General features: G+C 39.9%; 11 protein-coding genes. 10 read left to right on the forward strand and 1 reads right to left on the reverse strand.

All coding sequences use genetic code 11. The features are described 5' to 3' along the window. Nucleotides 1-73 precede the first annotated feature (73 nt). The 10 genes from K6V48_RS04480 to K6V48_RS04525 all read left to right on the forward strand — a co-directional run bounded on the left by K6V48_RS04480 (nucleotide 74) and on the right by K6V48_RS04525 (nucleotide 13,447). On the forward strand, nucleotides 74-769 hold the full coding sequence (locus K6V48_RS04480; protein ID WP_222368196.1) for a histidine phosphatase family protein: 696 nt from the start codon (nucleotides 74-76) through the stop codon (nucleotides 767-769). 100 nt (nucleotides 770-869) lie between these two features. Continuing rightward, nucleotides 870-3,614, forward strand: a complete 2,745-nt coding sequence (locus K6V48_RS04485; protein WP_222368198.1) for an AAA family ATPase — start codon at nucleotides 870-872, stop codon at nucleotides 3,612-3,614. A gap of 2 nt (nucleotides 3,615-3,616) precedes the next feature. Then, complete coding sequence (locus K6V48_RS04490) at nucleotides 3,617-4,456, forward strand: hypothetical protein (protein ID WP_222368200.1); 840 nt, start codon at nucleotides 3,617-3,619, stop codon at nucleotides 4,454-4,456. Between the two features lie 240 nt (nucleotides 4,457-4,696). Beyond that, nucleotides 4,697-5,731: a heat-inducible transcriptional repressor HrcA gene (gene hrcA, locus K6V48_RS04495; RefSeq protein ID WP_105147853.1), complete on the forward strand. Its 1,035-nt coding sequence runs from the start codon at nucleotides 4,697-4,699 to the stop codon at nucleotides 5,729-5,731. A 125-nt stretch (nucleotides 5,732-5,856) separates the two neighbouring features. Then, entirely contained in the window at nucleotides 5,857-6,393 is a 537-nt protein-coding gene (grpE, locus tag K6V48_RS04500; RefSeq protein ID WP_269088581.1) for a nucleotide exchange factor GrpE, read from the forward strand. 259 nt (nucleotides 6,394-6,652) lie between these two features. Beyond that, the gene (gene dnaK, locus K6V48_RS04505; RefSeq protein WP_002943084.1) at nucleotides 6,653-8,476 is read left to right on the forward strand and encodes a molecular chaperone DnaK; all 1,824 of its coding nucleotides are present in this window, start codon (nucleotides 6,653-6,655) and stop codon (nucleotides 8,474-8,476) included. Between the two features lie 536 nt (nucleotides 8,477-9,012). Next, on the forward strand, nucleotides 9,013-10,149 hold the full coding sequence (dnaJ, locus tag K6V48_RS04510; protein ID WP_222368202.1) for a molecular chaperone DnaJ: 1,137 nt from the start codon (nucleotides 9,013-9,015) through the stop codon (nucleotides 10,147-10,149). A gap of 75 nt (nucleotides 10,150-10,224) precedes the next feature. Then, entirely contained in the window at nucleotides 10,225-11,682 is a 1,458-nt protein-coding gene (locus tag K6V48_RS04515; RefSeq protein WP_222368205.1) for an amidase, read from the forward strand. Between the two features lie 120 nt (nucleotides 11,683-11,802). Then, the gene (locus K6V48_RS04520) at nucleotides 11,803-12,678 is read left to right on the forward strand and encodes a transporter substrate-binding domain-containing protein (RefSeq protein WP_222368208.1); all 876 of its coding nucleotides are present in this window, start codon (nucleotides 11,803-11,805) and stop codon (nucleotides 12,676-12,678) included. Between the two features lie 97 nt (nucleotides 12,679-12,775). After that, nucleotides 12,776-13,447, forward strand: a complete 672-nt coding sequence (locus tag K6V48_RS04525) for an amino acid ABC transporter permease (RefSeq protein WP_222368211.1) — start codon at nucleotides 12,776-12,778, stop codon at nucleotides 13,445-13,447. Nucleotides 13,448-13,484: 37 nt separating this feature from the next. Here the strand turns inward: K6V48_RS04525 and K6V48_RS04530 are convergent, their stop codons facing one another. Then, on the reverse strand, nucleotides 13,485-13,955 hold the full coding sequence (locus K6V48_RS04530) for a hypothetical protein (RefSeq protein ID WP_172019538.1): 471 nt from the start codon (nucleotides 13,953-13,955) through the stop codon (nucleotides 13,485-13,487). Nucleotides 13,956-13,965: the final 10 nt, after the last annotated feature.

Below are 13,965 nucleotides of genomic sequence, written 5' to 3' on the forward strand. Positions count from 1 at the left end.
AACGTAAACTGATTGCCCCAAGCAGTCGGTTTTTTGTTATACTAGATAGTAAGAAAATGACAAGGAGTCAGATATGTCGGAAACAAGATTATACATTTCCCGTCATGGAAAAACGATGTTTAATACAATTGGTCGGGTACAAGGTTGGTGTGATACGCCTCTTACCAAAAAGGGAGAAGAAGGTATTCGTGAGTTAGGACTTGGACTGAAAGATACCGGAGTTGATTTCAAATTAGCTGTGTCAAGCGACTTGGGACGAACAGTTCAAACGATGACCATTGCTTTGCGGGAATTGGAAAAATTAGGGAAAATTCCATATTACCAGGATAAACGCATTCGAGAATGGTGTTTTGGTAGTTTTGAGGGTATGTATGATGCTGAACTATTTCAAGGAGTTCTTCCTCGCTTGAAAGGAACTGTGGATACGAATGGAATGTCATTTGCAGAAATAGCGACAGGGATTCAAGAAGCAGACACAGCTGGTTGGTCTGAATCATGGGAAGTGCTCAGCAATCGTATTTTGACAGGTTTTGAATCTATTGCTCTAGACTTGGAAAAGCAAGGTGGAGGCAATGCCTTGGTTGTTAGTCATGGTATGACGATAGCCACTCTTGTCAATCTCTTAGAACCAAGTCGGCCAACCAATCTCTTCTTGGACAATGGTTCTATCACTGTTCTCAAATATGAAAATGGTCAATTCACCATTGAAGCAGTTGGAGATTTATCCTATCGCCATCGTGGAGCAGAATTGATTGCCCATGAGAAATAAGTAAGTCTTGTGAAAAATGAAGAAAAATTCAGAAAGATCTTCAAAGTAATATTTATTTAAGGTGAAATATTAATAATATATTATAGGAGAGAGGGAGAGTATGGCAAAATATAAGGTAGGAGTCGGAGAAGATGTATGGGATTTTGTGGATGCATATAATGCTGCTCAAGGCGGAGATATATTAGAGTTCGAAGAAGATTATTGGTATACTTTGCCAGCCGATACAATATTTACTATTGAAAAAAACCTTATCTTTGAAGGTAAGGTAACTCAGAATCAAGGCGGAGGTCGTACATTTAATAATGGCTGTCGCGCGTGTTTTAAGATAACAAAAGGTGTCGAAGTAACATTTCGGAACCTATGGTTCTATCCTTCGGGAAATACAGAGCTATTCCATTTGACAGAAGGTGGGATTTTACATCTAGAAACCGTGGTATTGGAAAATGATTTAGCTGATTATAAAAAGTACTTGGTTTATGCTGATAAAAAATCTAACCTTGAAATGGCAGATGTGGAAGTTAAGCTTACTGAAAACGGTGAGGAACTAAGATTTATTGAGGAGTCAACTCTGAATGTCAAAGATTCTCAACGTCTGATGTGTAGTTTTATAGCGAATAATGCTAGCTTGAGATTTGAAAACAGTGCTGTAACATATCACAACAGCAATGTTTTACAAGGAAGAGACTGCTCTTTCATTGAATTAATAAACTCTACAATTACTAGTCAAGTACCTCCTGAAAAGAACTGGCCGGCCATTTGGCTAGGAAACTCAGAGATGGTTTCAGAGAATAGCATCGTAGCCCAGGAGAAATATACTGCTGCGATATCTTTAAATAATCGTTCCAAAGTATCTAGTGCAGGGGATACAATTTCGTCATTTTCGCTTTATGATTCAGTCCTGTATCTTGATAACTCAGACATAAATTATGGTATTTATGCTGAACAACGATCTCATATCTTTGGGAAAAATACTATCAATTTCAAGGGTGAAATGGATAGTAAGATTGACTTATTGTTGTCTAAAGATTCATCCTTTATTGCAGAGAAGGTAAATATGAATCGTATTTTGAATCCTAATTTTAGGTTAGAAGAAGGGGCTTTTGCTCATATTGCCGTACTCGAGAATTCAAACGGAAGTGTTGAGGAGCTGAATGTTGAGGAGGCGGAAGGTAGCCATTTTATTAAAGGGACTGCAACAACTGTTCCAACTCCGGATGCTGAATTTGGAGAAGTTGAGCAAGATGCTATGGTAGAGCTGCAAAACATGATTGGTTTGCACCAGGTAAAGAAAACCATTGAAGTGATGGTCAATCAGGTAGCAGCCAATAAAAAGCGAATTGATAGGGGATTGAAGCCACTACAACAGACCTTGAATGCTGTCTTTGTAGGAAACCCTGGCACTGGTAAAACAACGGTTGCTCGTTTGCTAGGTAAAGTCCTCTTTCAATATGGGGCTTTGGCTGGTGATGAATTTAAATTTATAGAGGTATCTGAGCCGGATTTGATTTCACAAAATGTCGGTGGCACTGCTATTCAGACCAAAAAATATTTGGATCAGGCTAGAGGTGGTGTTCTCTTTATCGACGAAGCCTATACGTTGAATAAAAAAGGAGGTTCAATCAATTTTGGTCAAGAAGCAATTGATACCATCATGAAGTATATGGAAGATTATCGAGATGAGATAATGGTCATCTTTGCTGGCTATACCAAGGAGATGGACGAGTTTCTTAAGACGAATCCAGGACTTGTTTCTCGCGCTCCAAACCGCTTCGTTTTTGAAGACTTTACAGCAGATGAGATTATTCAATTGGGAGAGATATTATTGGATAATGATCAGTTTGTGTTAGAGGATAAAGACTACTATGCCAAGCAAGTTGCTAAGGCCTATAATCAATCTTTGGATAAGTCGAATGGACGTTGGATTCGAAATTTCAATGAAGCACTGACCAAGGAACAACTGAACCGAGTCGTGAAGACTGATAGCGATGATGTTGAAACGATTCTCAACGGTGATATCGATAAGGTGATGAACCAAGGACGATTTGAAGATAATGGTCGAGTGGAAGACGCCATGGAAAAACTGAACAGCTTGATTGGTATCCATCATGTCAAACGTCAAGTCCAAGAGTTTATCTATCAGGTAGAAGCTAATCAGAAAAAAGAAGAAAAAGGTATGAAGGTGAATGATTTTACCTTACATTCACTCTTCTTAGGGAATCCAGGTACAGGGAAGACAACAGTTGCTCGCATTATCGGTCGGGTTCTTTATCAAAAAGGGATCATTGCAACTAACAAGTTTATTGAAGCTTCCCGTAGTGACTTGGTGGCTGGCTATATAGGTCAAACAGCAGCTAAAACTAGAGAAGTGTTAGAATCTGCTTTAGGTGGTGTGCTCTTTATTGATGAAGCCTATACCTTGAATGGTGCAAGTAGTAATGATTTTGGCAAAGAGGCTATTGATGAAATTCTAAAATTCATGGAGGATCATCGTCGAGATATTGTGATCATTTTTGCAGGGTATACCAAAGAAATGGGAGAGTTCTTACAGATGAATTCAGGTTTGACGAGTCGGATTCCTACAACGTTTGATTTTGAAGATTACATAGCCGATGAAATCGTTCAGATTGGTTTGTTAGGGTTGAAAGAATATCAATTTGACAAGGAGTTTTATGGCGATGTGGTCAAGGAAGCATATGCAATAACTACTGATCGTAGTAACGGACGTTGGATTCGTAACTTTAATGAAAAATTATTACGCATCCAGTCAGCACGTCTGATTCAGTCAGGTCGAGATAGTTTTGAAATTATTTCAAAGGAAGATATAGAAAATGCGAGGGATAACTAGAAATGTCAGACAATGATTACGTGAAACCATTAGTGAAGGAAAAAGAAGAGTATGCCCCCCCTCCTGCTAAAGAAACAAGCAATGACTATGTAGCTCCACCTAAAGAAACAAGCAATGACTATGTAGCTCCACCTAAAAAAACAAGTAATGACTATGTAGCTCCACCAAAAAAAACAAGTAGCGACTATGTAGTACCGCCGAAAAAAACAAGTAATGACTATGTAGTCCCACCTAAAAAAACAAATAATAACTATGTTTCGTCTTCTCAAAAAGAATTTGTTTCAGAATCGGATGAGCGGGTTAATATTCCGCCTATAGGAGATAATACTTCATATAGTAATCAGCAGACTTATGATCCGTATGCTAATCCATCTTATTTTGGAACACCAAAAGTTGGATTTATGTTTTATCTAACTGGATATGTCCTTATCGGGGTACTTGGAACTGTATTTAATGAAGACTATACATTGTTTAGAAAAATAATATCAATTGCGTATTTTATTCTTTCAAACTATACTTACGCATGGTTTGCAGATTATCAGCGCTATAAAGGTGGATTTTTTGCTTGGTTCTTCACTCCTTTTGGTTCGGCTAAGCTTGGTTGGGGTTCATCGCTATTTGCTAATTATCGAAAAGGTGAGGTGAGAGCTGGATTTTTTGGAGGATATAGCACATCTTCGAGAACAGATTTTGGCGCTCATTTACTACATATTATTATTGTTACAGCTATCACGGAAGTTTTAAAGTTTTGGATTGTAGTTCCGATTGCTTTCATTACTTTATTTACTCATAAATCAACTATAAGAAAATACAATCAATTAGTTGATCAGAATACATACTAATTACAGTTTGGATTAAATGGGTTATGCAATAGATCTGTCAAACCAGAAGTGTAAACAGTGAATCAAATTTTTGACTAGGTCCTCAGACTGATTTTTAGCACTCTCAGCAAAAGAGTGCTAATTTTTTGTCTTTTTCTCTTGACAATCCATTTTTTCAGCGTATAATGAGAGTATATAGTTTAGCACTCGTTGTAAGAGAGTGCTAAAAACGAACATATCATTCTCATGAAAGGAGCGAAGATGATTACCCAACGTCAAAATGACATTTTAAACTTGATTGTTGAATTGTTTACGCGCCATCATGAGCCCGTTGGTTCTAAAGCTCTGCAGGAGATGATTTCTTCTAGCTCAGCAACGATTCGAAATGATATGGCTAAGTTAGAGCAATTAGGCCTTTTGGAAAAAGCACACACGTCTAGTGGACGGATACCGAGTCGAGCTGGTTTTCAATATTTTGTAAATCATTCACTGAATTTAGAGTATATTGACGAGGAAGATGTCTATCAGGTAGTTAAGGCTTTCGATTTTGAAGCTTTTAAACTAGAAGATATATTGGAGCGGGCCAGTCAGGTTTTAGCAGATTTGACAGAATACACATCAGTTATTTTAGATGTGGAGCCGACCAGTCAACAGTTGACTTCCTTTGACATTGTACAGCTAAGTAATCACGATGCTTTGGCAGTTTTGACACTAGATCAGTCCAAGCCAGTCACTGTCCAATTTGCGATTCCGAAGAACTTTTTATCAAGGGATTTGGAAGTACTAAAACGCCTAGTTGATGAACGATTTGTTGGACAGACAGTTCTGTCTATTCACTATAAACTGCGGACGGAAGTACCTCAAGTGGTACAGCGATACTTTACTACAACGGACAATGTCTTAGATTTGATGGATTACATTTTTTCCAACCTATTTCAAGAAACAGTCTTTATTAGTGGCAAAGTTGCTTCGCTAACTTATGGAAATCTTGCTACCTACCAATTATTGGATAGCCCACAACTTCTGGCGCCAGAACTACGACAAGGATTGGCACCGAATCAGCAGTCCAGTATTGTGATAGCCGAGCACAGAGATCCAGCTCTTGCAGACATAACGGTGATTCATCATCGCTTTCCTATCCCCTATCGGGGTATGGCTCAGATGAGTTTGCTTGGTCCTGTTGACATGGACTATCGTAGGCAGATGAGTTTAATCAACATCATCAGCCGCGTCCTATTTATGAAATTAACTGATTACTACAGATATTTAAGTAGTAATCATTATGAAGTCAATTAAGATGTGAGGGCGTGAAGGAAACAATTGAAAAATAGGAGATTGACGCGGTGTCATCAGATACAAGGAAATCTATCTTTTTTCTGAGTTTCTAGCCCAAACTCAATTTATTATTTGTCAAAGTAATAATAGAAAATGAAGAGGTAAACAACTTGTCAGAAGAAATTAAAAATGAAGAAATTGTTGAGGAGGTGGAAACAACAGAAGATGTTGTGGAAACTCCTGAAAAATCAGAATTGGACTTAGCAAATGAGCGTGCAGACGATTTTGAAAATAAATATCTGAGAGCTCATGCAGAAATGCAAAACATTCAACGTCGTGCCAATGAAGAACGCCAAACCATTCAACGTTACCGTTCGCAAGATTTAGCTAAGAAAATCTTGCCAAGCTTGGATAACTTGGAACGTGCCCTTCAAGTCGAAGGTCTGACAGAAGATGTCAAAAAAGGCTTGGAAATGGTTCAAGAAAGCTTGATTCAAGCCCTTAAAGAAGAAGGGGTGGAGGAAGTCACAACAGATGTCTTTGACCCAAATCTTCACATGGCCATTCAAACAGTCCCAGCCACAGACGACTGCCCAGCAGAACACATCGCACAAGTCTTCCAAAAAGGTTACAAGCTACATGAACGTCTGTTGAGACCGGCTATGGTGGTGGTGTCGGAGTAATTGCTTTGCTATTTTCCAAAAGAATAAAAGCTTGACCGAAATGTCACAAAACTACTTGAAATAAGAAAATGCGAGTTAATGACTCGCAAAATCTGCGCTACTTAAGAAGAGTGCATCAAATAAAAGAAAATTAAATTTTTGAAAGGATTTGAACCCGGACGAAATGCTCGGAAAATAGATAAACCGCCTTGCCTTCATCGAATGCTTCGTTGGTTTCCTAATTTTCAGTCGCATTTTCGGCGTTCTTGGTATCATTATTATGTCTAAAATTATCGGTATTGACTTAGGTACAACAAACTCAGCAGTTGCAGTTCTTGAAGGAACTGAATCAAAAATCATCGCAAACCCAGAAGGAAACCGCACAACTCCGTCTGTTGTGTCTTTCAAAAATGGTGAAATCATCGTTGGTGATGCGGCAAAACGCCAAGCAGTAACTAACCCAGATACTATCATCTCTATCAAATCAAAAATGGGAACTTCTGAAAAAGTTTCAGCAAACGGCAAAGAATACACACCACAAGAAATTTCAGCTATGATCCTTCAATATTTGAAAGGCTACGCTGAAGAATACCTTGGTGAAAAAGTAACTAAAGCCGTTATCACTGTTCCAGCTTACTTCAACGATGCTCAACGTCAAGCAACAAAAGACGCTGGTAAAATCGCTGGTCTTGAAGTAGAACGTATCGTCAACGAACCAACTGCAGCAGCCCTTGCTTATGGTTTGGATAAGACTGACAAAGACGAGAAAATCTTGGTATTCGACCTTGGTGGTGGTACATTCGACGTGTCTATCCTTGAACTCGGTGACGGTGTCTTTGACGTACTTGCTACAGCAGGTGATAACAAACTTGGCGGTGATGATTTCGACCAAAAGATTATCGACCACATGGTAGCAGAATTCAAGAAAGAAAATGGCATCGACTTGTCAGCAGACAAAATGGCTCTTCAACGTTTGAAAGATGCAGCTGAAAAAGCCAAGAAAGATCTTTCAGGTGTCACTTCAACTCAAATCAGCTTACCGTTCATCACTGCAGGTGCAGCTGGTCCGCTTCACTTGGAAATGACATTGACTCGTGCCAAATTTGATGAATTGACTTACGATCTTGTAGAACGTACAAAAGTACCTGTTCGTCAAGCTCTTTCAGATGCAGGACTTAGCTTGTCAGAAATTGACGAAGTCATCCTTGTTGGTGGTTCAACTCGTATCCCAGCCGTTGTAGAAGCTGTAAAAGCTGAAACAGGTAAAGAGCCAAACAAATCAGTAAACCCTGATGAAGTCGTTGCTATGGGTGCGGCTATCCAAGGTGGTGTTATTACTGGTGATGTGAAAGACGTTGTCCTTCTTGACGTAACACCATTATCACTTGGTATTGAAACAATGGGTGGCGTATTTACAAAACTCATCGACCGTAATACAACTATCCCAACTTCTAAATCACAAGTCTTCTCAACTGCTGCAGACAACCAGCCAGCTGTTGACATCCACGTACTTCAAGGTGAGCGTCCTATGGCAGCGGACAACAAGACTCTTGGTCGCTTCCAATTGACTGACATCCCTGCAGCACCTCGTGGTATTCCACAAATCGAAGTAACATTTGATATCGACAAGAACGGTATCGTTTCTGTAAAAGCTAAAGACCTTGGTACACAAAAAGAACAAACCATCGTTATCCAGTCTAACTCAGGTTTGACAGATGAAGAAATCGACCGCATGATGAAAGATGCAGAAGCTAACGCTGAAGCAGATAAGAAACGTAAGGAAGAAGTGGATCTTCGTAACGATGTTGACCAAGCAATCTTTGCGACTGAGAAAACTCTTAAAGAAACTGAAGGCAAAGGCTTTGACGCAGAACGCGACCAAGCCCAAGCAGCTCTTGATGAGTTGAAAGCAGCCCAAGAGGCTAACAACTTGGACGACATGAAGGCTAAACTTGAAAACCTCAACGAAAAAGCTCAAGCTCTTGCAGTGAAACTCTACGAGCAAGCTGCAGCAGCACAACAAGCAGCTGCTGGTCAAGAAGGTGCCCAAACAGCTAATAACGCAGGCGATGATGTCGTAGACGGCGAGTTTACTGAAAAATAAGATGTGAGAGCGTTAAAAGAACGACAGAAAAATAGGAACTTGACGCTGAATGCTTGCATTCAAGGAAAGTTATCTTTTTTCCGAAGTTCTTAGCTTGAACTCAGTTCTCATTTTCTAGAAAATAGAAATCATTCGTCAATAAAATTTCCAATCACAGAGGTTGCAACCCAGCCTCTGTTTTTGGGTAAATAGCCTTCTAACTTTTACAGAATTGAATACGTCTACGACTCTGTGAAAAAGTCAAAAAGTCTGGGGATAGACTTTTTGAGAAACACCTGTCGCTTATTATTTTTGTACGACAGGGCTGAAAGTGTCCACTGGACACTTTCACTCCCTATTTTCACTTTGTCTAAGTTTTATAAAAAGGAAAGTGTTCGTAATCGAACACGGGCTACTTTCTGAGTTTCGTCTATTTTTTAACGAAAGGAAATGAACCCGCCCTAAAAGCTGTGTGAAAAAGATAAATCGTCTAGAAAATCGGGATTTTCTGCCGATTTCCTATTTTCACTTTGCTTTTAACGGGCTTGGTATCTTATATGAACAATACTGAATTTTACGATCGTCTGGGGGTTTCTAAGGATGCTTCTCAGGACGAGATAAAAAAAGCATATCGGAAGCTTTCAAAAAAATACCATCCAGACATTAATAAGGATCCGGGTGCGGAGGATAAATATAAGGAAGTTCAAGAGGCTTATGAAACCTTGAGTGATCCTCAAAAACGGGCTGCCTATGACCAATATGGTCCTGCAGGAGCCAATGGTGGCTTCGGTGGTGGAGCAGGTGGTTTTGGTGGATTCGATGGAGCTGGTTTCGGCGGTTTTGAAGATATCTTCTCAAGCTTCTTTGGTGGAGGCGGTGCAAGCCGTAATCCTAATGCACCTCGTCAAGGGGATGATTTGCAGTATGCAGTCAACTTGAAATTTGAAGAAGCGATTTTTGGTGTGGAACGAGAAGTTTCCTACAATCGTGAAGCAACCTGCCGGACCTGTTCAGGTTCTGGTGCAAAACCAGGAACTAGTCCAGTAACCTGTGGTCGCTGTCATGGTTCTGGTGTCATTAATGTGGATACACAAACACCTCTTGGAACCATGCGTCGCCAAATGACTTGTGATGTCTGTCACGGTCGTGGGAAACAAATCAAAGACCCATGTACAACTTGTCATGGTACTGGTCATGAAAAACAAGCTCATACAGTAACAGTTAAAGTCCCTGCGGGTGTTGAATCAGGTCAACGTATTCGCTTAGCAGGTCAAGGGGAAGCTGGTTTTAATGGCGGTCCTTATGGAGATCTTTATGTCGTTATCCAGGTTCAAGCCTCAGACAAGTTTGAGCGTGAGGGAACAACGATTCACTATAAATTGAATCTGAACTTTGTTCAGGCAGCTTTAGGTGACACTGTTCATGTACCAACTGTTCACGGTGATGTGGACATGGTTATTCCAGAAGGTACCCAGACTGGTAAAACATTCCGTCTAAAAGGAAAAGGTGCGCCTAGCATTCGTGGTGGAGCGATGGGCGATGAGTATGTTACTGTCAATGTTGTGACTCCGACAGGATTAAACGATCGTCAAAAAGCTGCTCTAAAAGAATTCGCTACAGCTGGGAATATTGATGTAAAACCACAGAAAAAAGGCTTCTTTGATAAAGTAAAAGATGCATTTGATGACTTATAATTGGAAAAATCAGTAAGGAATACTTGCTGATTTTTTCTATCCATGTTACCCTTAAAGGGAGAAGTGAGGTAACAAATGGAATTTAAAGATGCGACAGCCATGTCCCAAGCAATTAGAGAAAAACGAATTTCTTCAAGAGAATTAATTGAGGATGCTATCCAAACCATTGAGAAATTGAATCCTCTTTATAATGCTGTTGTCTCAAAACAGTATGAAACTGCCTTAGCTGAAGCAGATAACCTTGATCGTCATGGTGGTGAAGATAAACCATTCTTGGGTGTTCCTCTCCTATTGAAGGATTTGGGGCAAAATGAAAGTGGTCAACCTTCTACATCTGGATCACGATTGTTTAAAGCTAGCATTGCTAGCCAAACAGATTATTTTGTACAAGCCCTTAAAAACATGGGTTTCCTTATCTTGGGGCGCACAAATACACCTGAATTTGGTTTTAAAAATATTTCTGATTCAAATCTTCATGGACCTGTAAGGTTACCACTTGATAGGACTCGAAATGCAGGAGGGTCAAGTGGTGGTGCAGCAGCAGCAGTTGCTTCAGGAATGGTCCCAATTGCGGCAGCTTCTGATGGAGGAGGCTCCATTCGAATTCCTGCTTCATTTAATGGCTTGATTGGGCTCAAACCAAGTAGAGGACGAGTTCCTGTAGGACCTTCTTCCTATCGTGGTTGGCAGGGTGCTTCCAGCAATTTTGCATTGACTAAATCCATAAGAGATACCAAACGTCTTCTTTTTCACTTACAAACCTATCAGGTTGAGGCTCCCTTTCCACTTGCTCCCTTAGTCAAAGATTCCCTGTTTTGTCCGATGACAAAGCCGATTAAAATCGCTTTTAGCCTTCAAGCTCCAATTGGAACGTTAGTTTCAAATGATGCAAAAAATGCTGTTATCCAGCTTTTACCACAGTTAGAGGCGCTTGGATACGAGGTGGAAGAGCTAAAAACACCAGTTTTAGATGGCATTGAGGTGATGAAAGCCTATTATCTCATGAATAGCGTGGAGACTGCCCAAATGTTTGACGATATTGAAGCATTTATCGGACGGCCGATGACGGTGGAGGATATGGAACCAATGACATGGGCTATCTATCAAAGTGGACAAACTATTCCAGCTAAACTTTATTCCAAAGTCTTGCAAGATTGGGACCAATACAGTGCAAAAATGGCAACTTTTCATGAATCCTATGATCTATTGTTGACACCAACAGTAGCAGATGTTGCACCAACCTTAGAGCAATTTATTCCCACAGATCAGATGGTAAATCGCTTATTGCATTCGCAGGAATTATCAATGTCGGAACAACAACAGTTAATTTGGGACATGTTCGAGGATAGTTTAGCATGGACACCGTTTACCCAACAAGCCAATATTACAGGTCAACCATCAATCAGCTTACCAACCTACCACACTAAAAATGGGCTACCAATAGGTGTTCAATTGACAGCTGCAAAAGGAAGGGAAGATATCTTACTTCAAGTGGCTGAGACTCTGGAGGTCTCAAAGTGTTGGGAAATGTAAGGGAATACATTTTTCGGTTCAATTATTTGCAAAAACGACTTCTAAATGTTAACCTATAAAAGTTGGTGAGGTAACACCAAAAAAAGATTATAGGGGCAATGGCTCCAAAGGAGATTGTTTATGTTGAAAAAAGTTTTAGCCTCAGCGCTTCTGGTTTCTGCTCTAGCATTGACAGCATGCTCTAGTAGTAGTTCGAGCACAAATAGTTCCTCTGCTGAACAAACGCAGTGGGAAAAAGTGCAAGAAGCTGGTGTATTGAAAGTAGCAACACCAGGTACTTTGTTCCCAACGTCATACTATAATGATAATAAGGAATTAGTTGGTTATGAAATTGACATGATCAACGAAATCGGTAAGCGATTAGATCTTGAAATCGAATATCAAGAAATTGGTGTAGCAGAAGCATTCACTGCTGTAGATAGTGGCAAGGTTGATATTTCTGTGAATAACTTTGATATGACAGAAGCACGTAAGGAAAAGTACAACTTCTCTATCCCTTACAAGTATTCAGTTGGTGGCTACATCGTTCGTGAAGATGGATCTTCTGGTATTGAAGCTGCAGACTTAAGTGACTGGGCTGGTAAAAAAGCAGGTGGTGGAGCTGGTACTCAGTATATGAAAATTGCTGAGAAGCAAGGTGCAGAGCCAGTTATTTATGACAATGTGACAAATGATGTGTATCTCCGCGATGTATCGACAGGTCGTACAGATTTTATTCCAAACGATTACTTCACTCAGGTTATGGCGATTCAATGGGTGAAATCGAACTTCCCAGACATTAAAGTGAAAATGGGAGATGCCCAATACAACCCTACAGAACAAGGGATTGTGATGAGCAAATCCGATGACAGTTTGAAAGAAAAACTGGATGAAACCATAGAGGCTATGAAAGCAGATGGGACCTTAAAAGCTATCTCTGAGAAATACTATGGTGGTCAAGACTTGACAGTGCCAGTTGAAAATGCAGATGAATTGCCAGTTATCGATGTAGAGTAATTCCCAATGAAAATCAAAGTAGCTAACCTTCAACAATCTTATCGATGTTGATCATTGTTAAGTTTCAGTTTAAGGTTTTAAGAAAAGAGAGGAAAAGATGACTATCAATTGGCAGGCAGTATTTAATGCAGAAATTGCATGGGAAGCAATCCCGCAGATTCTGGAAGGCTTACCTTATACACTCTCCCTGTCATTGATTGGATTTACATTAGGGACTTTTTGTGGCTTTTTCGTCGCATTGTTACGAATGTCCAAGATTACACCATTACGCTGGTTAGCGATGCTGCATATCTCACTCATGCGTGGCATCCCACTTATGGTTCTTCTCTTCTTCATTTACTTTGGTCTTCCATTTATGGGACTACAATTGGATGCAATTTCTGCCTCTATCATTGCCTTTACCTCAATGTCTAGTGCCTATATTTCTGAAATTATTCGTGCATCTCTTTCAGCAATAGATAAAGGACAATGGGAGGCAGCGAAATCGCTTGGCTTGAGAACAAATGTGATTTACCGAAAAATCATCATTCCTCAAGCCTTTCGGATTGCTCTTCCGCCTCTAAGTAATGTTTTATTAGACATGGTGAAGAGTACTTCCCTAACTGCTATGATTACGGTTCCGGAGATTTTCAATAAGGCAAAAATTGTCGGAGGAGCCAAGTCTGATTATATGACAGTCTATATCTGTGTGGCTCTTATCTACTGGCTTATTTGTACCCTCTATGCGGTTGGGCAAGTCCATTTAGAAAAACGCTTGGCGACTTATTAAAAAAATTCCTCGATTCAAGAGAACCGAGGAATTTTTGCTAGTCTGGATAGAAGACAAGAATAGCAGAAGTGGAAGAGGATTTGGTGTATTCGAAATCCTCCAGATCTTGCACGGATAAGCTTTGAACAGTAAAGTAAGTTTGATTTTTGTAGCGGATATTAAAATCGCTGCTACTACCAGCATCGATAGTTGAGAAGCTCTTTTCATTCAGAGTAAACTCTTCTTTTGAGAGTTTCTCAAGATTTTCTTTTGTTGCCATTAAATAGACCTTACCAGAGAAAAGAGATTCAAGAGAGAACTCTCCTTTGGATGCGGTGATTTCGAAAATTTGCTGAAAGTTCTCAATCTTAGCCAGATGTTCATCTGTTTTTAGAGCTTTTTCTGTTTCAATGGAAGCTGCTGTTAGCTCGTTTTGCACTTCTTTATTCACTTCTGAAGTGACAGAGTGACAAGCACTTAAGCAAGGTATCATCATGCAGAGTGCAATGAGGGAAATATACTTTTTCATCATGGGCTCC

This window comes from Streptococcus suis (assembly GCF_019794555.1).
Taxonomy (GTDB): domain Bacteria; phylum Bacillota; class Bacilli; order Lactobacillales; family Streptococcaceae; genus Streptococcus; species Streptococcus suis_AB.